Origin of the sequence: Janibacter limosus NBRC 16128 (genome assembly GCF_001570985.1) — a bacterium.
Classification (GTDB): Bacteria; Actinomycetota; Actinomycetes; order Actinomycetales; family Dermatophilaceae; genus Janibacter; species Janibacter limosus.
Map to the genome: position 1 here is coordinate 21215 of NZ_BCSS01000019.1, position 20481 is coordinate 41695.

23 protein-coding genes and 1 tRNA gene are annotated in these 20481 nt (G+C 70.6%); 8 read left to right on the forward strand and 16 right to left on the reverse strand.

Annotated features, from left to right (window positions below; all coding sequences use genetic code 11):
- Nucleotides 1–17: 17 nt before the first annotated feature.
- The 5 genes from pfkB to JLI01S_RS08800 form a co-directional block, all read right to left on the reverse strand.
- Nucleotides 18–980: a 1-phosphofructokinase gene (gene pfkB, locus JLI01S_RS08780; RefSeq protein ID WP_068263308.1), complete on the reverse strand. Its 963-nt coding sequence runs from the start codon at nucleotides 978–980 to the stop codon at nucleotides 18–20.
- A complete protein-coding gene (locus tag JLI01S_RS08785) occupies nucleotides 977–1738 on the reverse strand; it encodes a DeoR/GlpR family DNA-binding transcription regulator (RefSeq protein ID WP_068263311.1) in 762 nt (253 codons plus the stop codon). The genes pfkB and JLI01S_RS08785 overlap by 4 nt, the downstream gene beginning before the upstream one ends.
- A 155-nt stretch (nucleotides 1739–1893) precedes the next feature.
- Nucleotides 1894–2352, reverse strand: coding sequence for a PTS sugar transporter subunit IIA (locus JLI01S_RS08790; RefSeq protein WP_068263314.1), 459 nt, complete (start codon nucleotides 2350–2352; stop codon nucleotides 1894–1896).
- Complete coding sequence (locus JLI01S_RS08795; protein WP_068263317.1) at nucleotides 2349–2582, reverse strand: PTS sugar transporter subunit IIB; 234 nt, start codon at nucleotides 2580–2582, stop codon at nucleotides 2349–2351. Before JLI01S_RS08795 ends, JLI01S_RS08790 begins: the two co-directional genes overlap by 4 nt.
- Before the next feature lie 28 nt (nucleotides 2583–2610).
- Nucleotides 2611–3633 (reverse strand): SIS domain-containing protein, encoded by a 1023-nt coding sequence (locus JLI01S_RS08800; RefSeq protein WP_084349320.1) that lies wholly within the window; start codon nucleotides 3631–3633, stop codon nucleotides 2611–2613.
- Nucleotides 3634–3721: 88 nt separating this feature from the next.
- Here JLI01S_RS08800 and JLI01S_RS08805 point away from each other — a divergent pair, with 88 nt between their 5' ends.
- From JLI01S_RS08805 to pip, 4 genes are read left to right on the forward strand one after another with little or no spacing between them, the layout of a single operon-like run.
- Entirely contained in the window at nucleotides 3722–4471 is a 750-nt protein-coding gene (locus tag JLI01S_RS08805; protein WP_068263322.1) for a GntR family transcriptional regulator, read from the forward strand.
- Nucleotides 4468–5736, forward strand: coding sequence for a PTS transporter subunit EIIC (locus JLI01S_RS08810; RefSeq protein ID WP_439645566.1), 1269 nt, complete (start codon nucleotides 4468–4470; stop codon nucleotides 5734–5736). The genes JLI01S_RS08805 and JLI01S_RS08810 overlap by 4 nt, the downstream gene beginning before the upstream one ends.
- Nucleotides 5733–6845 (forward strand): N-acetylglucosamine-6-phosphate deacetylase, encoded by a 1113-nt coding sequence (gene nagA, locus JLI01S_RS08815; RefSeq protein ID WP_068263325.1) that lies wholly within the window; start codon nucleotides 5733–5735, stop codon nucleotides 6843–6845. The genes JLI01S_RS08810 and nagA overlap by 4 nt, the downstream gene beginning before the upstream one ends.
- Nucleotides 6846–6848: 3 nt before the next feature.
- Entirely contained in the window at nucleotides 6849–7799 is a 951-nt protein-coding gene (gene pip / locus JLI01S_RS08820; protein ID WP_068263329.1) for a prolyl aminopeptidase, read from the forward strand.
- A gap of 13 nt (nucleotides 7800–7812) precedes the next feature.
- Here pip and JLI01S_RS08825 read toward each other — a convergent pair whose 3' ends face one another.
- Together JLI01S_RS08825 and JLI01S_RS08830 are read right to left on the reverse strand one after the other, a co-directional pair.
- A complete protein-coding gene (locus tag JLI01S_RS08825; RefSeq protein WP_068263332.1) occupies nucleotides 7813–8490 on the reverse strand; it encodes a histidine phosphatase family protein in 678 nt (225 codons plus the stop codon).
- Nucleotides 8491–8499: 9 nt separating this feature from the next.
- Nucleotides 8500–9066 carry a TOPRIM nucleotidyl transferase/hydrolase domain-containing protein gene (locus JLI01S_RS08830; protein ID WP_068263335.1) on the reverse strand — a complete coding sequence of 189 codons (567 nt, stop codon included), beginning with the start codon at nucleotides 9064–9066 and terminating at the stop codon, nucleotides 8500–8502.
- 53 nt (nucleotides 9067–9119) lie between these two features.
- Here JLI01S_RS08830 and JLI01S_RS08835 point away from each other — a divergent pair, with 53 nt between their 5' ends.
- Nucleotides 9120–9752 (forward strand): cation efflux transmembrane domain-containing protein, encoded by a 633-nt coding sequence (locus tag JLI01S_RS08835; RefSeq protein ID WP_068263337.1) that lies wholly within the window; start codon nucleotides 9120–9122, stop codon nucleotides 9750–9752.
- A gap of 20 nt (nucleotides 9753–9772) precedes the next feature.
- Here JLI01S_RS08835 and JLI01S_RS08840 read toward each other — a convergent pair whose 3' ends face one another.
- The 3 genes from JLI01S_RS08840 to JLI01S_RS08850 form a co-directional block, all read right to left on the reverse strand.
- Nucleotides 9773–11143, reverse strand: a complete 1371-nt coding sequence (locus JLI01S_RS08840) for a hypothetical protein (RefSeq protein ID WP_068263340.1) — start codon at nucleotides 11141–11143, stop codon at nucleotides 9773–9775.
- Nucleotides 11140–12528 carry a hypothetical protein gene (locus JLI01S_RS08845; RefSeq protein ID WP_068263347.1) on the reverse strand — a complete coding sequence of 463 codons (1389 nt, stop codon included), beginning with the start codon at nucleotides 12526–12528 and terminating at the stop codon, nucleotides 11140–11142. Before JLI01S_RS08845 ends, JLI01S_RS08840 begins: the two co-directional genes overlap by 4 nt.
- A gap of 30 nt (nucleotides 12529–12558) precedes the next feature.
- A tRNA-Gln gene (locus JLI01S_RS08850) sits at nucleotides 12559–12637 on the reverse strand.
- 67 nt (nucleotides 12638–12704) lie between these two features.
- Between JLI01S_RS08850 and JLI01S_RS08855 the strand changes: the two genes are divergently transcribed.
- Nucleotides 12705–13349, forward strand: coding sequence for a TetR/AcrR family transcriptional regulator (locus tag JLI01S_RS08855; protein WP_084349318.1), 645 nt, complete (start codon nucleotides 12705–12707; stop codon nucleotides 13347–13349).
- Between the two features lie 38 nt (nucleotides 13350–13387).
- On the opposite strand, the gene JLI01S_RS08860 is transcribed toward JLI01S_RS08855, so the two are convergent.
- Both JLI01S_RS08860 and JLI01S_RS08865 read right to left on the reverse strand, forming a co-directional pair.
- Entirely contained in the window at nucleotides 13388–13747 is a 360-nt protein-coding gene (locus JLI01S_RS08860) for a VOC family protein (protein ID WP_068263355.1), read from the reverse strand.
- Entirely contained in the window at nucleotides 13744–14544 is an 801-nt protein-coding gene (locus JLI01S_RS08865) for a methyltransferase domain-containing protein (RefSeq protein ID WP_068263359.1), read from the reverse strand. Before JLI01S_RS08865 ends, JLI01S_RS08860 begins: the two co-directional genes overlap by 4 nt.
- 90 nt (nucleotides 14545–14634) lie before the next feature.
- On the opposite strand from JLI01S_RS08865, the gene JLI01S_RS08870 reads away from it, so the two are divergent.
- Nucleotides 14635–15141, forward strand: coding sequence for a MarR family winged helix-turn-helix transcriptional regulator (locus tag JLI01S_RS08870; protein WP_068263360.1), 507 nt, complete (start codon nucleotides 14635–14637; stop codon nucleotides 15139–15141).
- Nucleotides 15142–15151: 10 nt separating this feature from the next.
- Nucleotides 15152–15460: a hypothetical protein gene (locus JLI01S_RS08875; protein ID WP_068263362.1), complete on the forward strand. Its 309-nt coding sequence runs from the start codon at nucleotides 15152–15154 to the stop codon at nucleotides 15458–15460.
- A gap of 42 nt (nucleotides 15461–15502) precedes the next feature.
- Here the strand turns inward: JLI01S_RS08875 and JLI01S_RS08880 are convergent, their stop codons facing one another.
- From JLI01S_RS08880 to JLI01S_RS17660, 4 genes are all read right to left on the reverse strand, one after another.
- On the reverse strand, nucleotides 15503–17320 hold the full coding sequence (locus JLI01S_RS08880; RefSeq protein ID WP_068263365.1) for an ABC-F family ATP-binding cassette domain-containing protein: 1818 nt from the start codon (nucleotides 17318–17320) through the stop codon (nucleotides 15503–15505).
- Complete coding sequence (locus JLI01S_RS08885) at nucleotides 17320–18258, reverse strand: 4-(cytidine 5'-diphospho)-2-C-methyl-D-erythritol kinase (RefSeq protein ID WP_068263368.1); 939 nt, start codon at nucleotides 18256–18258, stop codon at nucleotides 17320–17322. The genes JLI01S_RS08880 and JLI01S_RS08885 overlap by 1 nt, the downstream gene beginning before the upstream one ends.
- Nucleotides 18255–19142 (reverse strand): 16S rRNA (adenine(1518)-N(6)/adenine(1519)-N(6))-dimethyltransferase RsmA, encoded by an 888-nt coding sequence (gene rsmA / locus JLI01S_RS08890; RefSeq protein ID WP_068263371.1) that lies wholly within the window; start codon nucleotides 19140–19142, stop codon nucleotides 18255–18257. Before rsmA ends, JLI01S_RS08885 begins: the two co-directional genes overlap by 4 nt.
- Before the next feature lie 103 nt (nucleotides 19143–19245).
- Entirely contained in the window at nucleotides 19246–20442 is a 1197-nt protein-coding gene (locus JLI01S_RS17660; RefSeq protein ID WP_281177459.1) for a ubiquitin-like domain-containing protein, read from the reverse strand.
- Nucleotides 20443–20481: the final 39 nt, after the last annotated feature.

Below are 20481 nucleotides of genomic sequence, written 5' to 3' on the forward strand. Positions count from 1 at the left end.
GGATTCCTTTCAGCGGCTCAGTCGCGGACGGCGAGGGAGCGGTCGGGGGTCGTGGTCAGCTCGACGGCGATGCCGGCGAGGTCGTCAGGGGCGGGGACGCGGCTGCCGGGGAGGGTGACGGCCGCTGCCCCCCAGAGCACTCCGGTGCGCAGCGCATCTGCTGCGGGGCGCCCGGTCGAGAGGTCGTGGACCAGGCCGGCGAGCATGCAGTCACCGGCACCGACCGTGGAGCGTGGTCGGCCGATCGTGGCGCGGGCGTGGGTGGCGCCGGCGGCGTCGACGAGGACGGCTCCATCGCGACCGAGGCTGACCGCGACCCTGCCGATGCCGTCCGTGACGAGGTCTGCGGCGGCATCGATGACATCGCCGAGGGTGGTCAGGGCGGCCCCCACGAGCTCTTCGAGCTCGACGCGGTTGGGCTTGATGAGGTCAGGCCCCTCAGCGACGGCGGGACGCAGGGGGTCCCCTGAGGAGTCCACCGCCACGAGGGCTCCGGCCTCGCGAGCCGATCGCACGAGGCGCGCGTGGAGGTCCTCGGGCGCACCGGGCGGCAGGGAACCACAGGTGACGACCCAGACCTGCCGTGGGTCGGGCGCGGAGCGCACGGACGTGGCGACGGCATCGAGGAGGGCGCGGACCTCCCCTTCGTCCAGGGTCGGACCGGGCTCGTTGAGCTTGGTCGTCGTGCCATCGGGCTCGACGGCGGTGATGTTCAGCCGGACCGAGCCGCGGATGGGCACGCCGCGGCGGACGACACCGGCACTGTCGAGCAGGTCAGCCATGAGGTGACCCTCGGGTCCGCCCTCGGGCAGGACGGCGATCGTCGAGGCACCCTGGGCGGTCAGGGCCCGCGAGACATTGACGCCCTTGCCGCCCGGGTCGATCCGGCTGGACGTCGCCCGGTTGACCGCGCCACGGTACAGCTCGTCGAAGGTGACGGTGCGGTCGACGCTGGGGTTGGGAGTCAGCGTGATGATCATGCGCGCACCACCGCCATGCCCTCGGCTCCCAGCTCCGTCACGATGTCCGCATCGAGGGAATCGTCGGTGATGAGCAGGTCGATCGATGCGGTGTCCGCGAAGCGGTGGAAATGATCGTCCCCGGACTTGGTGGCATCGGCCAGGACCACGGCGCGGCGGGCCGCGCCGACCATGGCGCGCTTGCCGACTGCCTCCGCCTGATCGGGTGTGGTCATCCCGCGCGTCGGGGAGAAGCCGTTGGTACCGATGAGCGCGACGTCGACACAGACCTCGGCGAGGGCCGAGGTGAGCCAGTCCCCGACGCACGCACCGGTGCGGCCACGCACCCGGCCGCCGAGGACGTAGAGGTCGGTGTGGGTGTGGCCCTGGAGGATGGCCGCGGTGTCGATCGAGTTGGTGACGACCGTCAGTCCCTCCCGGTCCGGGATGAGCTCGGCCAACGCCCGGGTCGTGGAGCCCCCATCGAGGAGGATCGTGCCCTCGACCGGCACCTCGTCGAGGGCGCGGGCCGCGATGCGGCGCTTGGCCTGCGAGTTCTGGGTCGTGCGCGTGGCCAATGGCGGTTCGACCTCGAGTCGCTCGACCGGGAGCGCTCCCCCGTGGACCCGACGGACGGCTCCGCGGCGCTCGAGGACGGTGAGGTCACGACGGACCGTCTCGGTCGTCACCCCGAGGTCCTCGGCCATGGTCACGACCTCGACCCGCCCCTGGGCGCGCGCCGTCTCGAGGATGCGCTGCTGCCGCTCGGGTGCGTACATCGCGGTGGACTCCCTCGTCCTCTGGGGCGCCCATGGCGCCACTGCTGGTGGTGATGCGCACCACGATAGGACTCAAACCCACAGAAGTAAAGGAATCCAAACCTGTTTTTATGTTGTTATTTGATGGCCGCTCTCCGGCGACCCGAGGGCTGGGGTCAGCCGAGGGGGAAGAGCGGGTCGCCTGCGGCCACCTGATCGGCCATCCCGTCAAGGTCGAGCGAGTCCGCGGGCACGTCGAGGACCACCACGGGCACCTGACGTGAGATCGCTTGTCCCGCAGCCTCGCTCGGCAGGGATCCGGGGTCCCAGGTGATCATGGGGTCGCCGGCCACGACGGTGGATCCCTGTGCTGCGTGGACCTCGAACCCGACACCTTCGAGTCGCACCGTGTTGATCCCGAGGTGGACCAGCACGCCAGCTCCCTCCCCCACCACCACGAAGGCATGGGGGTGGATCTTCATGACCGTCCCCGCGATGGGGGCGACGACGGTCTGGCTGCCGTCCGGCGGGTCGATGACCAGCCCCGGACCGACGAGCTGCCCGGCGAAGACCTCGTCGATGCACTCGGTGATGGGCCGGACCCTCCCCGCGCAGGGAGCGAGGACCTCACTCACATCAGGTCCTCGATGTCGTCCGCGAGGTTGTCCGCCTCGGGGCCGACGACGACCTGGATGACCGTGCCCTGGGCCATGACGCCGTGGGCGCCGGCCGCCTTGAGCGCGGCCTGGTCGACCAAGGACCCGTCCTTGACCTCGGTGCGCAGCCGGGTGATGCACGGCTCGATCTCGACGATGTTGTCCGCGCCGCCGAGGCCAGCGAGGATCTGCTCTGCCTTGGTTGCCATGGTGATTCCCTCTTTCAGTGGTGGTGGATCAGTGTGAGTCGGTGCGGGTGACCTTGGCCAGACCCCGAGGGTTGTCGGGGTCGTGGCCGCGCGCCCGGGCGAGCCGCTCGACGAGCAGCTGGGCGGGCACGGCGAGTCCGAGGGGTGCGACCGACTCGGGCAGGTCCGGACCCGGGACGTGCACATCGCAGGCCCGGGCGAAGGGGGCGTCCCCGCCGATGCCGACGACCTGCGCCCCCCGGCGGCGCAGGTCATCGGCAAGGTCGGTCATGGGCTCGAGCATCGGCCCGTCGGAGGCCGCCACGAGCACCGCGACGACGGAGGGCTCGATGACCGAGATCGGTCCGTGGCGCAGGTCCGCGTACGAGTACCCGCGCACCGGGGTCAGCGATGTCTCCTCGATCTTCAGCGCGGTCTCCAGCGCCGTCCCCAGACACAGGCCGCGACCCGTGACGACGACGTGCGCGGCATCGCGCAGCAGGGCCACTGCGGGCTCGACGAGGTCCGCGGACCGCACCGCCGAGGCGACCTCGTCGGCGACTCGGTCCAGGTCCGACTCGAGGTCGGCGCCGAGGGCATCGGCGAGCACGGCCATCGCGACCAGCTGCGTGAGATAGGTCTTGGTGGCCGGCACGGCCAGCTCCGGTCCCGCCCGGGTGACGAGGGCGACGTCCGCCCCCTTCGCCAGCGGGGAGTCGGCGACATTGGTGACGGACACGATCGCGGCACCGTGCGAGCGCGCCCAGTCGACGCACTCGACGATCTCCGTGGTCGCGCCGGACTGCGACACCGCCACGAGCAGCGTGTCGGTGAGGTCGAGATCCGTGCGGTAGTGGGTGGCGATGCTCGGGGCAGCGGGCCCGGCGCTCACTCCCGCACAGGCCTCCAGGAGGTAGCGCCCATAGGTCGCGGCGTTGTCGCTGGAGCCGCGCGCGACGAAGAGGACACGGCGGCGATCGGCGAAGGCCTCGCGGAGGTCGTCGCGCAGGGGCAGCAGTGCGGCGAGGGTGCGCCGGACCGCGTCCGGCTGCTCGGCGATCTCGTCGGCCATCACGGTCACGATGCTTGACACCTCCCACCTCGACGTGGATCCTCACTGGTACGTACCAGACCGTACCAATGAAGGTGAGGATCCGGAAGTGCCCCGAGCACCCCTGGCAGGGCCGCGCCCCAAGCACGTCCAGCTGCGTGATGCCCTCACCCAGCTCGCGACCCGGCTCGGCCCCGACGCCGCCATCCCCTCCGAGCGCGAGCTCATGGTCAGCTTCGACGTCTCACGCTCCACGGTGCGCAAGGCCATCGAGGCCCTCATCAGCGACGGGCTGCTCCAGCGGGTGCACGGCAAGGGAACCTTCGTCGCCCGGCCCCGGCTCGAGAGTCGGCTGCACCTCGCGAGCTTCAGCCAGGACATGCGTCGACGCGGCCTGGAGCCCTCGACCCGGCTCCTGGGCATCGAGCTCGCCGCTCCCCCGCAGGAGGTCATGGACTGGCTCGGCGGCCCGCAGGCCTGGCGGGTGGACCGCCTCCGACTCGCGGACGGCCAACCGATCGCCCTCGAGGAGAGCTGGTACTCGGCGGCGCTGCTGCCCGACCTGGACTCCCACGACCTCGGCGACTCCCTCTACGCGTTGCTCGCCGACGAGTACGGCGTCGTCATCGACGCCGCCGAGCAGACCCTCTGGGGCGAGAGCGCCCTGGGCCGGGTGGCCCGGGTGCTCAGCAGCCCGGAGCACACTCCCCTGCTCGTCTTCCGCCGCCTGTCCACCAGCCTCGGCCGACCGGTCGAGCACGTGATCTCCCGCTACCGCGGGGACCGATACCAGCTGCACATGTCGTTGAGCCGGGACGACGACCCAACCCCGGCACCACCCGAAGGGAATCGCTCGTGACCACAGCAGACGGGCCCATCGACGTGCCCGGCGACCAGCCAGCACGCAAGAAGAAGCTCAACCTCGCACCACTCCAGAAGTTCGGCCGCAGCCTCATGCTGCCGATCGCCGCCCTGCCGGCGGCCGGCCTGCTCCTGCGCCTGGGGCAGCCGGACCTCCTCGGCGAGGACGGCCTGGGCTGGACGCACGTGGCGCCGGTCATCGGCGCCGCCGGCAGCGCCCTCTTCGACAACCTGCCCATCCTCTTCGCGGTCGGCATCGCCATCGGCATGGCCAAGAAGGCGGACGGCTCGACGGCCCTGGCGGCCGTCGTGGGATACCTCGTCTTCAAGGGAGTCGGGGACGCGATGTCCCCCTTCGTCCTCGGCGCGGCCCCCGAGGGTGAGGAGCAGGCCCTGGTCAACTACGGCGTCCTCGGCGGCATCGTCATGGGGCTCACCGCGGCCTGGCTGTGGCAGAAGTACCACCGGATCAAGCTGCCGGCCTACCTCGCCTTCTTCGGCGGGCGGCGCTTCGTCCCGATCATCACGGCCATCGCGGCGATCGTCCTCTCGGTGCTCATGAGCCTCGTCTACCAGTGGTTCGACGCGGGCATCACCAGCCTCGGTGAGTGGGTCGCCGACAACGAGGTCCTCGGCGGCTTCGTCTACGGCACGGTCAACCGGCTCCTCATCCCGACCGGCCTGCACCACATCCTCAACAACCCGCCGTGGTTCCTCCTCGGCGAGTACACCCCTGCAGGCGGAGAGACCGTCACGGGCGACATCCCGCGATTCCTCAACGGCGACCCGACGGCAGGAGCCTTCATGACCGGCTTCTTCCCGATCATGATGTTCGCCCTCCCGGCCGCCGCCCTGGCGATCTACCAGGAGGCCAAGCCGGCGCAGAAGAAGCTCGTCGGCGGCATCATGGGCTCGACCGCCCTGACGGCCTTCCTCACCGGCGTCACCGAGCCGCTCGAGTTCGCCTTCATGTTCGTCGCGTGGCCGCTCTACATCATCCACGCGCTGCTCACCGGTTCGTCGCTCGCCTTGGTGAATGCCTTGGGCATCAAGGACGGGTTCGGTTTCTCCGCAGGCCTCTTCGACTTCGTGCTCAACTTCAACATCGCGACAAAACCCTTGCTGCTCATCGTCATCGGGCTCGGCTACGCGGTCGTGTACTACGTGCTCTTCCGCTTCGTCATCCGCAGGTGGAACCTCAAGACCCCAGGTCGTGAGGACGAGGGCGAGGAGTCCCTGGTCACCGCGGACGACAGCGCGTGATCCTCACCGCCGATCGCATCGTCACCCCGGGGCGCACGCTCGCCCCGGGGTGGGTGCGCGTGGAGTCCGACCGCATCGACGAGGTGGGCGAAGGGAGTCCCCACTCCCCTGCCGATGGTCACCTGACCGGCACCCTCGTGCCGGGGTTCGTCGACGTGCACTGCCATGGCGGCGGGGGCGCGTCCTTCACCGTCGGCGACGCCGACGAGACGACGCAGGTGGCCGCCGCCCACCTGCGCCACGGCACGACGAGCCTGGTGGCCAGCCTCGTCACCGACGAGGTCTCGCAGCTCGAGCGCCACGTCCGCGTCCTGGGCGAGCTGGTCACCGACGGCGTCCTCGCCGGGGTCCACCTCGAGGGGCCCTGGCTGTCGCGGGACTTCTGCGGTGCCCACGAGCCGAGCCTGCTGCGCCCCCCTTCGCCCGAGGACGTCGCCCGGCTGCTCGCTGCCGGAGGCGATGCCCTGCGGATGGTGACGATCGCACCCGAGCTCGACGGCGCGATGGACGCGATCCGTCGGATCGCCGGGAGCGGGATCGTCGTCGGAGTCGGACACAGCGACGCGACCTGGGAGCAGGCGTACGAGGCGATCGACGCCGGGGCCACCGTCGCCACCCACCTCTTCAACCAGATCCGCGGGCTGCATCACCGCCGGCCCGGTCCGATCGCCGCCCTGCTCGAGGACGAGCGCGTGTGGGTCGAGCTGATCTCCGACGGGGTGCACGTGCATCCGGCCATGCTCCGACTGGCCCGCACGTCGGCGCCGGAGCGGATCATGCTCGTCACGGATGCGATGGGTGCTGCCGCTGCCGACGACGGCGACTACCACCTGGGGCCGATCCACGTGCAGGTTCGCGATGGCGTCGCCCGCACACCGAGCGGCGCCATCGCGGGGTCCACCCTGACGATGGCGGGTGCAGTCCGGCACTCGGTGGCGAGCGGCTTCACGCTCGAGCAGGCGGTGGACGCAGCCACCCGGGCCCCGGCCGCTGCCCTCGGGCTGACCGAGGTCGGACGGATCGAGGCCGGCACCCGCGCTGACCTCGTCGTCCTCGACGGCGACCTCGCGGTCACGGCGGTCATGTGTCGGGGCGTCTGGGAGGGTTGAGAGATGGCCCGGTACCCGCTCGTTGATCCCTTCGATGAGGGCGTGCTCGACACCTCCGACGGTCACCACGTGCACTGGGAGCGGGTCGGCACCCCGACGGGCAAGCCCGCCGTCGTCCTGCACGGAGGGCCCGGGTCCGGCGCCGCACCGTGGTGGCGCCGCTACTTCGACCCCGACCGCTACTGCGTGACCCTCTTCGACCAGCGTGGTTGCGGGCGCAGCCGTCCGCTGGCGAGCGACCCGCACGCTGACCTGTCGACGATCACGACGCAGCACCTGATCTCCGACATCGAGGCACTGCGCGACCTCCACGGCGTCGACCGGTGGCTCGTCCTCGGTGGATCGTGGGGTTCGACGCTGGGCCTGGCCTATGCGGTCACCCACCCCGAGCGGGTCAGCGAGATGGTCTTCTGGGGCGCCGTGACGACCACCCGCGAGGAGGTCGACTGGCTCACCTGGACGATGGGTGAGATCTACCCGGAGGCCTTCGACTCCCTGCGCTCCCTCGTCCCGGACGTCGAGCGTGGCGGCAATCTGCCCGCCGCGATCCACGAGCTGCTCGTGGACCCCGATCCAGCGGTCCACCACCGCGCCGCCCGGGCGTGGTGCGACTGGGAGGAGCGTCTGGCCACGCTCACCGCGCCGCCCGTGGCCAGCCCGCGCTATGCGGATCCCACATTCGCGCTGGGGTTCGCACGACTCGTGACCCACGTCTTCGGCCACCACGGCTTCCTGCCACCGGACGGGATCAGCGGGCGCCTCGACTCGATCGCGAGCATCCCCGCGGTCCTCGTCCGTGGCCGGCTCGACATCGCCGCACCGCTGGGCGTGGTCCATCGCCTCGTCGAGCGTCTGCCGCTCGCGACGCTGCACGTCGTGGAGGGCGAGGATCACAGCGGCGCCGAGGTCACGGACGGGATCATCGTGCGGGCGACGGACGATTTCGCCCGCTGACGGACGTCCGCAGTCAGTCGTCGAGCTCCTCGTCGATCGCCTCACCGGTGACGTCGTGGACGCGCACGCCGGCCAGGTGGGCGCCGCCGAGCGGCTCGCCGGTCCAGTGCACGAGCCCCCAGCCCTCGGTGGGGTGCCCCTCGAGCAGGATCATGCCGGTGTTGTTGATCCACATGCCCTCGACGTCGTCGGCGCCCAGATCGGCCACGAGGGCCGCGTAGGCACGGATGGCAGCGCCGTGGCTGAAGAGGGCGACGGTGTCGTGCCGACCGTGCTGCTCGGCGACGCCACGGACGGCGAGGTCGTAACGCCCCATGAAGTCGTGCCCCGTCGTCCCACCCGGCAGGGCGTGGTCGAGGTCCCTGTGCAGCCACGCGGACAGCCCGCCGAGGTAGGCCTCCACCGCCTCGCGGTCCGAGCGCATCTCGAAGCTGCCGGCGGCGATCTCCTCGAGCCCGTCACGCACGCGCACGTCGATCCCCCGCTCCACGGCCAACGGGCTACCCGTGAGCTGGGTCCTCACCAGCGGTGACGCATAGACCGCGCTGATGTCCTCGTCGGCGAGCGCGGCCGGCACCGCAGCAGCCTGCGTATGACCGAGGTCGGTCAGGCCAGCGCCCGGGAAGGCGGTGTCGAGGGCACCGGTGACGTTGTTCGGGGTCTGGCCGTGACGGATGAGGAGGAGTCGCACGCCAGCAGGCTACGTTGCGGTCGCCCGCTCGATCACCGCGACCAACGGCGCCGGCGCCCTCCGGAGATCCATCACCTCGACGAGGAGGCGGGCATAGTGGGCCTTGCGCCCGGACTGCGACCCGAGGAAGCGACGCACCAGTTGCTCACGCGCCCAACCCTCCTGGGCGGGCATCTGCGCCAGCAGCCGAAGAGAGCGCGCCTCCCCCGCGTCCTCGATGACGGCCTCCACCCCGTCGAGCCCCACCGAGCGGACCAACTCGTCCTCCAGGTCAGCGTGGCACGCGTGGAAGCCCCGCCCTGCCGGGCCCTCGACGTCGTCCACGAGCAGGCCGGCGGCGAGCAACCCCCTTCGCACGTGGCGCTCCTCGTCGACGTCGTAGAGGCCGGCGAGCCGTTGACCGAGACCGTGCGGGCCATGGCGCTCAGCGAAGGCCCTGACGTTGGTGATGCCACCCATCGCCACGACCTCGGCGCCATGGGACGCGACATCGCTCCCGAGGCGGTCCGCGAGCGCGAGCAGCGCCACCCGGTCGCTCTCCCCCTCGACCAGCACGACGGTCCGCGGTGCGCTCACCCGACCATTGAGCGCCTCAGAGCTCCGGGTCGCAAGCGGATATCGTCGCCGCCATGAGCGCCGACGTGCACCCGCCTCGTCTCGATGCTCTGCGGCTGCGACACGTCGTGCTCGTCGTGGCGCTGCTCAACTTCGCGTACTTCTTCGTCGAGTTCGCTGTCGCTCTGGGCGCCGGGTCGGTGTCCCTGCTCGCAGACAGTGTCGACTTCCTCGAGGACACCGCGATCAACCTGCTGATCTTCGTCGCGCTCGGTTGGCCACTCGCCCGCCGCGCGCTGATGGGCAAGACGATGGCCTTCGTCATCCTCGGCCCGGCCGCCGTGGCCGGGGTCGCGGCGGTCCGCCGCTTCGCCGACCCGGTCGCGCCCGAGGTGCTGCCGGTCGTCCTCGCCTCGCTCGGCGCGATCGTCGTCAACGGCACGAGCGGCTGGCTCCTCGCCAGCGTGCGACACGCAGGGGGCTCGCTCAGCCGCGCGGCCTTCCTCTCCGCCCGCAACGACGTGCTCGTCAACATCGCCGTCATCGGCATGGCGATCGTGACCCTGTGGACCTCCTCGGGCTGGCCCGATCTGGTCCTCGGCTGCCTCATCATCCTCATCGCCCTGCACGCGGCGTGGGAGGTCTGGGAGGTCAGCGAGGAGGAGCGGCTCGCGGCCAAGGCCCTCGCGGGTAAGGAGATCGACTGATCGACCGCCCTGCGCAGTGATCAGGAGGGCCGCTGCACCTCGGCGACCCCGACGAGCCAGGCCTCGCTGCGGGACGGGCGGTTGCGTCGGCGCTCCACGAACTCGCTGAGGATGGCGTATCCGTCCGTCGACACCTCGGCGCCGGGCGACAGGTCGTCGTCCGTCGTGGCCACGAGCTCGGCGGTGCGGGTGTCGACGATGCGGAAGGAGCTCTCCGACGCGTCGCTGACCAGCGTGTCGGCCGGCAGGTAGAAGACGATGAGCCGACCCCGCAGGTCGTTGGTGGAGATGCGGTACCCATCGGGGACGTCGACAGTCCCGATCTCCTTGTCGGCCAAGGCATCCTGCAGCGTCAGGGTGCCACCGTCGCGTGAGATGAGGAACCGGTCGTGGACGACCGACTGGCCGTCGGCGACCTCCTGACTCTGCTCGACTGGCGGTGCGTCGACGGTGACGAAGCCGTCGTCTCCGAGCAGCCGCACACTGTCGCCGCAGCGCACGACCGGCGTCCCCTCTGCGGACAGCCGACCACCGTGCTCACCGACTCCGTCGAGCCGCGCGCCGGGGCAGCTCGTGCGCGCCACCTGCTTGCCCGAGCGAAGGGAGGTGACCGTCACCTCGTCGCCGGACCGGTGCACCGCCTCGGCCTGACGGACGATGACACGTCCGCGTGGCGAATCCTCCCAGGTCCGGGCGATCGTGCCGGTGTCGAGGTCGAGCGCCTCGGTGGTCTCCTCGTCGGGGGTGAGGAGGACGTAGCGCTGCTCAGGGAGGCCATGGGGGTACAGGGGCGAGATCCGGACATCGCACCCCACCTCGGTGTCATGGCTCCAGGTCACGGCCCCGTCGTCGAGCGCGACCCCGGAGACGACGAGCCGCCCGCCCGGGACCTCCTCACCGAGGCGAGCCTCCCCGGCCGGTGACAGGCAGGAGACCACGGCTGCGTGCCGGGTCGACAGACCGATGACCTGCGCCTCCTCACCGCCCTGCACCTCACGGTCACCGTGGGCGACGAGCAGGTCCGTGGCCTCGGCCTCGATCAGACCGTCCTCCCGAGCGATGCGCACGTCTCCGCCGAGCGTCGAGATCACGGTGCCGTCGGAGGTCAGGACCGGCGAGCCGTAGATGCGCTCGCCTCCCCATCGCTCCCCGGTCGGCGCGTGCTCGACCCAGTCCCCGTCGTCGTCGCTGTAGGCGAACCAGCCGTTGGGTCCGATGGTCATGCCGTTGGGGCGATCGCCCGAGTAGAGGACCCTGCCGTCGACGGGCTCGGAGTGACCGAGGATCCACCGCCCGCCAACGACCGCGACGAGCACTGCGACGACGAACACCACGACGAGCTTGGCCAGGTCGGCCGCCTTGCTCGGCGTCTGCCGGTCAGTCGTGATCACGAGACCTTCTTCGGCCCGGCAACCCACGTCCGGGGTTGGCCCTCGTCCACGAAGTCCTCGTCCAGATCGGTGAGGACCAGACCGTCGGGTGACAGGTCCGCGCCCGTGCTCATCCCGGGGCCGGCTGCCAGCACGAGGTCGGCGGTCGTGGTGTCGAAGACCCGGTAGTCAACGGTGCTGCGTTCACTGCCCTCGGACACGTCGACGAAGGTGATCAGCCGCCCCACCGGACCGTATCCGGCGACCTCGAAGTCCTCCGGGACGTCGAGGTCGCCGATGGCCTCGCCGGCCAGACCGTCTCTCAGGTGGATGACGCCGCCCTCCCGTCGCAGGACGAGGTGCCCCACCGCCACCTCGTCGCCGTCCGCGATCGGCTCCCCGTCGGCGACCGGCGGCGTAGCGATCTCGGTGAACCTGTCGCCATCGACCGTCTGGACGCTGTCGCGGCACTCGACGAAGGGGGTCGCCTCCGGCGAGAGCTGGCGTGAGGTGTCCCCCGGGCCGCCGAGGGACATCAGCGGACAGCTCACCTCGGCGATCTGCTTGCCGGTGCGCAGGGAGCTCCACGTCGCGGTGCCCTGCCCGTCCGTCGCGAGCAGGTTCTCTCCTTGGACGGCGAACCAGTAGCGTTTGGCCCCGGACCACCGCTGGGCGACCGAGCCGGTATCCAGGTCCACCGCCATGACCTGCTCCTCGGCGGGCTCGAGGAGCAGGTAGCGCTGCGCAGGCAGCGTGCTCGGGTAGGCACCCTGGGCCACGTCGACCCCGCAGCCCGCACCCGTGTCCCGGGTCCAGTCGACGGAGGCGTCCTGGAGGTCGACCCCGGCGAGGACCGCGTGCCCTCCCTCGACCTCGTCCATGAGCCTCGACGGCTTCGGTGCCAGGCAGGTCAGCACGGCGACATGGCGTTCGCTCACGCCGACGAACTGGCTGTCGGTGCCCGGCCAGAGCCGGTCGTCGCCGAACTCCGCGAGGATCTTCGTCGTGGTGGTCGTGTGCGTGGATCCCTCGCGCTGCACGAGGATCCGCCCCCCGTCGGGCTGCACGACGACCCCGTCGGGGGTGATCTCTCGTCGGGAGGACAGGTCACCGATGGTCCAGCTCTCCCCGGTGCGGACATTGCGGGCGACGTAGTCACCCCCTTCGCCGGGGTGCGTGATCCATCCAGCGGGACCCAGTTGGACCGCGCTGTCTTCGCTGCTCCACAGGATCTGGCCCTCGACCTGCGGTGACGCATTCCAGCTCGTCAGCCGGTCGAGCCCGCCGGGCAGGAAGGAGATCACGCCGGCGGCGAACATCCCGACGAGGGCGAGCACCCCCACGACCGTGAACACGGACTTCAGGGGTCGACGGCGCTCGAGCTCGATCTCGTGTGGTGCGGTCACGCGACGATTGTGCCCTGACCTGTGAAATTGCTCCCCGGGTAGGAGTCGAACCTACGTCGCTAGTCCTGATTCAAAGTCAGGCGGGCCCTGCCGGCAGACCAACCGGGGAACGCCGCCGAGGCGGCACCGGTCAGGGTAGTCGACGCCGGGCGCTCCCTGTCACGGACAATGGCTGCATGACCGAACAACAGGATCTGGAGCGTGTCGTGCGACGCCCCCGGATGACGGGCGCCGCCCGTCGTGAGCAGCTCGTGGCCGTGGGTCGGAGGGTGTTTGCAGCGAAGGGGATCGACGGCACGTCCGTGGAGGAGATCGCCGCCACGGCAGTCGTCTCCAAGCCTGTCGTCTACGAGCACTTCGGCGGCAAGGAGGGGCTCTACGCCGTCGTCGTCGACCGTGAACTCAGCGCCCTGACCGAGCGGGTGACGGCAGCTCTCACCGCCGGCGGCACCGACCGGGAGACGATCGAACGCGCAGCACTGGCCCTGCTCGACTACATCGAGGAGTCACCGGACGGTTTCCGCATCCTCGTGCGCGATGTCTCCGGGGACGCCCCCTCCGGCACCTACGCCTCGCTCCTGTCCGATGTCGCCGCCGAGGTCGCCCACCTGCTCTCCGACGCCTTCGCCATGCGCGGTCTGGGCGGAGAGCACGCGCCGATGTACGCGCAGATGCTCGTCGGCCTCGTCTCGCTCACCGGTCAGTGGTGGCTCGAGACCCGCGCTCCCGGCAAGGAGGTCGTGGCCGCCCACATGGCCAATCTCGCATGGCACGGCCTGGCGGGGCTGGGTCATCCGGTCGAGGTTCCGCCGGCTGGATAGCCGGTCCGATCATCTCGACGGGAGTGCCCGCAGCGCGCTCAGGCCTGCTGCACCTCGACCCGGTTGCCCACGGGATCGTCGGTGTGGAACCGGCGGATGCCGGGGATCGTCTCGTCCCACCGCACCTCCCCATCCGCTGCACCGACGGCAGTCGCCACGGCCTCGATGTCCTCGACGAGCAGACACGGGTGCGCCTTGAGCGCCGGACGGAAGTCCGCTTCGACCCCACAGTGCAGCTCGTGGGAGCCTGCGCGGAACCACGCGCCACCCCGTGCGGCCAGCACCGCCGGCTTCGGGATCTCGGGCAGTCCGAGCACTCCGGAGTAGAAGCCCCTCAAGGCGTCCTCGCTGCCTGCGGGGCAGGCGATCTGGACGTGGTGGAGCCCGAGGACACTCATGCCTTGTGGCCGACGGCGAAGACCCGGCGGAAGGCCAGCAGCACCCCTGCGGGCGTGCGCGGGTAGGCGGCGGCGACCCGCTCGGCGTAGGTCGCGAGGAAGTCCGCGCGCTCGGTCTCGTCCGTCAGCACCTCGAGCATGGGGCGCAGGCCCGTACCCGAGACCCAGTCCAGGACCGGGTTGTCGCTCTCTCCTCCGGGGTCGAGCACGTGCGTGTAGGTCGTCTCCCATGCGTCCACGGCGAGCCCTGCCGACGTGAGGACCTGGAGATAGGTCGAGGGATCACCGGCCCCGTAGCGCTTGGTCGCGGCCTCGAGCTCGCCGCTGCGCGGGTGGTCGATGGCCACCTCGCGCATCAGCGCATGCGTCGGGGCGTCGAAGTTGCCGGGTACCTGCAGGGCGAACCAGCCGTCGTCCGCGAGCGCGTCGGCCCAGGACTCGATGAGCGGCAGGTGACGCGGGACCCATTGCAGCGCAGCATTGCTGACGATCACATCCGGCGCGGCCCCCAGGCTGGCGATGTCCCACTCGGCAAGGTCGGCGTCGACCCACTCGACGCGGGAGTGCGCATCGGCCGCGCGAGCCGCGGCGAGCATCTCGGCGCTGTTGTCGACGCCCACGATGCGGGCCTGCGGCCAGCGCTGCGCGAGCGAGAGCGTCAGGGGTCCGTTGCCGCAGCCCAGGTCGACGACGAGCCGTGGCTCCGTGGCCGCGACCCGACCCATGAGGTCCGTGAAGGGACGAGCCCTCTCGCCGGAGAACTGCCCGTACCGACTCGGGTCCCAGGTCGCCGTCATGTTGCCTCCTCCGTAGCGTCCGACGAGCGTAACCGTCCACGACGGGTTTGTCTCGATATCAAGATTCACGGTGGCGGGTATTCTCGATGCATGAGCAGCCGCCACGACCCCTCGGACGACGTCGACGCCATCGTCGAGGCCTGGCGACGCGAGCGCCCCGACCTCGACGTCGAGCCCCTCCACGTCTTCTCGCGCGTCTCCCGGTTGGCGCGCCTGCTCGACCTCGACCGGACCAGCGCCTTCGCCCGTCACGAGCTCGAGGGGTGGGAGTTCGATGTCCTGTCAGCGCTGCGGCGCGCCGGCGAGCCCTATGAGCTCTCCCCCGGCCGGCTGGTCCAGGAGACGCTCGTGACCTCGGGGACGATGACCAACCGCATCGACCGACTGGCGACCAAGGGATGGGTCGAGCGCCTCCCCTCGCCTTCCGATCGTCGCGGCGTCATCGTCCGCCTGACGGCAGGCGGTCAGGCCGCGGTCGACGCGGCCATGGCCGACCTGCTGACCCGCGAGGCAGAGCTCCTGGACAGCATGGCCAGCGACGAGCGGGGTGCGCTGACCCGCGCACTCAAGCGGCTGCTCGCGCCCTTCGAGGCCTAGGCTGCCCCGCATGTCCACCTTCCCCCTGGCCGTCGTCGCGATCGTCATCGCGGCGCTGCTGACCGCTGCGTGCGTCGGCCTGCTCGTCGCCCTCAGGCGTCGCCTGCCTGGCGACTCGGTCCGGCCGGCCCCCTACGGTCAGGTCCCGCCCGAGACCCGGATCCGCGTCGACGCGCTGCTGACCGAGGGCCAGACGATCGCTGCGATCAAGGAGGTCCGGCGGGCGACGTCCTGGTCGCTCGTCGATGCCAAGAACTGGGTCGACGCCGTCGCGCGGGGCGAGCAGCCCGGATCCTCCGAGCTCGACCCTGCGGCCTGAGCGAGGCCACGACCTACGTCCGCGGACTGAAGCGCGGCTGAGTCAGCCGACGAGCTCGGCGATCTCGAGCCACTCCATCTCGAGCATCTCCTTGTCCTCCGCAAGCCCGGCCAGCGTCGCATTCAGCTCCGCGAGCTTCGCGTGGTCGTGGACCGCGTCCGCCATCTCGTGGTGCAGCCTGACCTCACGGGCATCGAGCTTGGCCAGCTGCTTCTCGATCCGCGCCATGGTCTTGCGTGCGTCACGTTGCGCGGCGGGGTCAACCGTCGGCGTGGACGACGAAGGGGGCTGCGCTCCCCCCTTCGTCGTGCTCGCGGTGGCGGCAGCCATCGCGTCGGGACCACCGGTGGATCCCTGGGCAGCCCGCAGACGCAGGTACTCGTCCACCCCGCCGGGCACGTGCCGAAGGCGGCCATCGAGGATCGCGTACTGCTGGTCGGTGATCCGCTCCAGCAGGTAACGGTCGTGCGAGATGACGATGAGCGTGCCCGGCCAGGAGTCGAGCAGGTCCTCCATCGCGGCGAGCATGTCGGAGTCGACGTCATTGGTCGGCTCGTCGAGGGCGATGACATTGGGCTCGGCGAGCAGGAGCAGGAGCAGCTGCAGGCGACGCTTCTGACCACCAGAGAGCTCACCGACGCGGGCCGACAGGTGCTCGCGTGCGAAGCCGAGCCGCTCCAGCAGCTGAGCCGGCGTGTGGTCCTTGCCGTCGATCGTGAAGGTCGTCTTGGTCCGCGCCAGCACCTCGCGGACCCGGTCCGTCCTGATCTCCTGCAGCTGGGAGAACTGCTGGTCGAGGAAGCCGAACTGGACGGTCTTGCCGCGCTTGACCCGTCCGGTGGACGGCTCCAGATCCCCCGCGATCAGTGCCAGCAGGGTCGACTTGCCCACACCGTTGGCACCGAGGATGCCGGTGCGCTCACCCGGCGCGATCCGCCAGGTGATGTTGCGCAGGATCGTGCGCTCACCGAAGGCAAGGCTCACGTCCTCGAGGTCGATGACGTCCTTGCCCAAGCGCGCCACGGCCATCCGCTGCAGCTCGATGGGGTTGCGCACGGGCGGCACGTCGGCGATGAGCTGGTTGGCTGCCTCGATGCGGAACTTCGGCTTCGCCGTCCGCGCCGGGGCGCCTCGACGCAGCCACGCGAGTTCCTTGCGCATGAGGTTCTGCCGCTTCGACTCCGTCGCCGCATTCATCCGGTCACGCTCGACTCGCTGCAGGATGTATGCCGCGTAGCCCCCTTCGAAGGGCTCGACGATCTGGTCGTGCACCTCCCAGGTCTCGGTGCAGACCTCGTCGAGGAACCATCGGTCGTGAGTGATGACGAGCAGTCCGCCCGACCCCCTGGTCCAGCGCCTCTTGAGGTGCTCGGCGAGCCAAGAGATCCCCTCGACGTCGAGGTGGTTGGTCGGCTCATCAAGCGCGATGAGGTCCCAGTCACCGACGAGCAGCGCGGCCAGCGCCACTCGACGTCGCTGCCCGCCGGACAGCTCTCCGATGAGCGCCTCCCAGGGCACATCCGCGACGAGGCCGTTGATGACATCCCGGACCCCGGCATCCCCCGCCCACTCGTGCTCGGGTCGATCCCCCACGATGCACGCACCCACGCTCGCGTCCGCGTCGAGATCATCGGTCTGGCCGAGCACACCGAAGCGGACTCCACCGCGTCGGGTGATCCGACCCGACTGCGGCTCGATCAGGCCGGCGAGCATCCCCAGCAGGCTCGACTTGCCGTCACCATTACGGCCGACGAGCCCGATCCGGTCGCCCTCCTCGATGCCGAGGCTGACGGAGTCGAAGACGACGCGCGTGGGGTACTCGAGGTGGAGCGATTCCGCTCCCAGGAGAGGGGTGGCCATCAGGTCGTACGCACCGTCGGCAGGATGTGGGTCCCGTGGACCGGACCGGTGGCCCGCAGGATGTCGCCAGCGGTGCCGGATGCGGTGAGCGCAACGGCCAGGTCGATGGCCCCTTCGGCGCTGTCGGCAAGGATCGCGACGGTCGGACCCGACCCGGAGACGATGGCGGCGAGCGCGCCGAAGCCCATGGCCGCGTCGATGACCTCACCGATCGCTGGCTGCAGTGCGATGGCGTCGGCCTGGAGGTCGTTGTCGAGCACGGGCGCCAGGGCGGTCGGGTCACCGGACCGCAGGGCGCTCATCAGGGCCGAGCTCGGGCGGGGCTCGTCGATCTCGGTGCCGGCGAAGCGCTGGTCGAAGGCCGAGTAGACCATCGGTGTCGACAACCCGCTCGCGGGCGAGGGCACGAAGACCCAGTGGTAGGTCCCCTTGGCCAGGACGGGGGTGACGACCTCGCCGCGTCCCGAGCCGACGCAGGTCCCTCCGTGGAGCAGGAAGGGAACATCGCTGCCGATCCCGGCCGCGACCTCCTCGAGCTCCTCCTTGGGCAGGGAGGTGCCCCACAGGGCATCGCACGCCACGAGTGCGGCCGCGGCATCGGCGGAGCCGCCTGCCATGCCGCCCGCGACGGGGATCTGCTTGTCGATCGACAGGTGCACCGGGTCCTGGCCGCCGGTGCGCTCGGCGAGCGCGAGGGCCGCACGCAGCGCGAGGTTGGACTCGTCGGTCGGCACCTTGTCCGCGTCGCGGCCGCGCACCGAGCATCCCCACTCGTCGGCCAGCGCCACCGTCACGTCGTCGTGGAGTCCCACGGCTTGATAGACGGTGGAGAGCGAGTGGTACCCGTCCTCGCGCAACGGACCGACGAAGAGCTCAAGGTTGACCTTCGCCGGCGCACGCGCGGTCACGGCTGCGGGCAGCTCGAGCACGGAGGTCATGTCGTCACCCTAGCCATGAGCTCCTGGGTGATCCGCGCAAAGGCGAGGACATCCAGCTGCTCACCCCGGGTGCGCGGGTCGACCCCCGCCGCCAGGAGGGCCTCCTCGGCCACCTCTCCGGACCCCGCGATGCCGCGCAGCGCGGCCCGCAGGGTCTTGCGGCGCTGGGCGAACGCGGCATCGACGACCGCGAAGACCTGAGCGCGCGTCGCCTCGGTGGCCGGCGGGTCGTGCCGCACGAACTTCACCAGGCCGGAGTCGACATTGGGCACAGGCCAGAAGATGCTGCGGGAGACACGACCGGCGAGCGCCACCTCGGCCCACCACGCCGCCTTGACGCTGGGCACCCCGTAGGTCTTGCTCCCGGGCCCGGCCGCGAGTCGCTCGGCGACCTCGAGCTGCACCATGACCAGGACCCGCTCGATGGTGGGGAAGGTCTCGAGGAAGTGCAGGACGACCGGCACGGAGATGTTGTACGGCAGGTTGGCCACGAGAGCGGTGGGTGCGCTGCTGGGCAGCTCCGTGACGGTCAGCGCGTCTGCGTGCACGACCTCGAGCCGCTCCTGCGCACCGGGGGCGTGGACGGCCACGGTCTCCGGCAGCGCGGCGGCCAGGACCGGATCGACCTCGATCGCGGTGACCTGGGCAGCCTCCTCGAGGAGGGCGAGGGTCAGGGACCCCAGACCGGGGCCGATCTCGACGACATGGTCCTCGGCCGTGACATCGCCCGCCCGGACGATGCGACGCACCGTGTTGGCGTCGACGACGAAGTTTTGTCCCCAGTGCTTGGTCGGGCGCACCCCCAGCTGGTCCGCCAGCTGACGGACGCGGCTGGCGCCGAGCAGGCCGGAGCCCGTGGCGGGCTCGGGCAGGTCGGTGCTCATGGGGCGACTCTATTCATCAGCGGGATGGCTTCGACAATCGCGACGACGGGCCCCCGCGACCGCAAAGGTCTCGGGGGCCCGTCGTCGACACGCTCGCGAAGGATCAGGCGGCGTGGGCGCAGCCCCACGGGGAGAGACCACGCTGGGCCTTCACCCGGTTGGCGACGGTGATCTGCTCGCCGCGCGAGGCGAGGTCGGCACGCTGGGCGAAGTCGCCTCCACCGGCGCCGAGCCAGGTCTGGATGTCGAACTGCAGCCCGCCGTAGTAGCCGTTGCCCGAGTTGATCGACCAGTTGCCCGTCGACTCGCACTGGGCGATGCGGTCCCACATCGCGGCATTGGCCAGGTTGAGCCCGGCCGAGCTCTCAGGAGACGACGTGGGCTCCGGCGCCGGGGTGCTCTTCGGCGCAGAGGGCGTGGACGAGGGCGCCTTGGGGACGGATGGCTGGGGCTTCGGCGCCGGCTTGGCCTTGGTGCCCTGGATGACGATCTTGCTGACCGGCTGGCGGGTGACCTTGCTGCTGGTCACCTTGGTGGCAGAGACCTTGCCGTTCTTGTAGACGAGGCGCACGTTGTTGGTGCGCGTCCCAGCACGCCCCTCACGCTCGACCTTGGTCGTGCCCTCGAGCATCGAGGCGTCCTTCTTGACGACGGTCGTGAAGGGGATGGACTCGGCGCGCTTGTCCGCCTTGACGCTCACGCGGTCGAGACGGATCGTCATGCCGTCCTTGATCGCCGTGGAGGCACCCGGCTTGATGAGGTCGTTGGAGTCGTACCGGACCTCGGCCTCCCGCAGTGCCGCCTTGACCGTCGACGCCGTCACGGTCGCGCTGCTGCGCTTGCCGCCCACGAGGAGCTTGATGTCCTTGGGGGTGGACATCTTCAGGTCCAGCCCGTCGCGTCCGATGCCCATGCTGCGCGAGGCCGAGAGGACGGCGTCGCCGCTGTTGCGGATACCGAGCTCCTGGAGCGCGTCACCGACGGTCGTCGCCGTGGTCCAGTACTCCCGCTCCTTGCCGTCCACCGTGAGCGTCAGCTTGCGGCCGTACCGCACGACGATCGTCTGGCCATCGTCGACCGGGGTCTGCGCCGACGGGGTGACCACGTCGTGCTTGCCGAGCTCGATGCCCTGCTTGTCCAGGACATCCGCGACGGTGCCGCCGAAGGAGTGGACGGTGGACTTCTGGCCGTCGACCGACAGCGCGACGGACTTGTCCATGACGACGACGCCCGAGACTCCGAGGGCGAGGGCGCCGACGACGCCAGCTTGGGTGATGCGGCGGATCGCAGGTGAACTCACAGTGCTCCAGTGTTCGTACTTCCCGGGCACCGGTGGGTC

Excerpts from the sequence above, each read along its gene's own strand:
- pfkB (WP_068263308.1), bottom strand. The coding sequence starts at position 980 with ATGATCATCACGCTGACTCCCAACCCCAGCGTCGACCGCACCGTCACC.
- JLI01S_RS08785 (WP_068263311.1), bottom strand. The coding sequence starts at position 1,738 with ATGTACGCACCCGAGCGGCAGCAGCGCATCCTCGAGACGGCGCGCGCC.
- JLI01S_RS08795 (WP_068263317.1), bottom strand. The coding sequence starts at position 2,582 with ATGGCAACCAAGGCAGAGCAGATCCTCGCTGGCCTCGGCGGCGCGGAC.
- JLI01S_RS08800 (WP_084349320.1), bottom strand. The coding sequence starts at position 3,633 with ATGGCCGACGAGATCGCCGAGCAGCCGGACGCGGTCCGGCGCACCCTC.
- pip (WP_068263329.1), top strand. The coding sequence starts at position 6,849 with ATGGCCCGGTACCCGCTCGTTGATCCCTTCGATGAGGGCGTGCTCGAC.
- JLI01S_RS08835 (WP_068263337.1), top strand. The coding sequence starts at position 9,120 with ATGAGCGCCGACGTGCACCCGCCTCGTCTCGATGCTCTGCGGCTGCGA.
- JLI01S_RS08855 (WP_084349318.1), top strand. The coding sequence starts at position 12,705 with ATGACCGAACAACAGGATCTGGAGCGTGTCGTGCGACGCCCCCGGATG.
- JLI01S_RS08860 (WP_068263355.1), bottom strand. The coding sequence starts at position 13,747 with ATGAGTGTCCTCGGGCTCCACCACGTCCAGATCGCCTGCCCCGCAGGC.
- JLI01S_RS08865 (WP_068263359.1), bottom strand. The coding sequence starts at position 14,544 with ATGACGGCGACCTGGGACCCGAGTCGGTACGGGCAGTTCTCCGGCGAG.
- JLI01S_RS08870 (WP_068263360.1), top strand. The coding sequence starts at position 14,635 with ATGAGCAGCCGCCACGACCCCTCGGACGACGTCGACGCCATCGTCGAG.
- JLI01S_RS08875 (WP_068263362.1), top strand. The coding sequence starts at position 15,152 with ATGTCCACCTTCCCCCTGGCCGTCGTCGCGATCGTCATCGCGGCGCTG.
- JLI01S_RS08880 (WP_068263365.1), bottom strand. The coding sequence starts at position 17,320 with ATGGCCACCCCTCTCCTGGGAGCGGAATCGCTCCACCTCGAGTACCCC.
- JLI01S_RS08885 (WP_068263368.1), bottom strand. The coding sequence starts at position 18,258 with ATGACCTCCGTGCTCGAGCTGCCCGCAGCCGTGACCGCGCGTGCGCCG.
- rsmA (WP_068263371.1), bottom strand. The coding sequence starts at position 19,142 with ATGAGCACCGACCTGCCCGAGCCCGCCACGGGCTCCGGCCTGCTCGGC.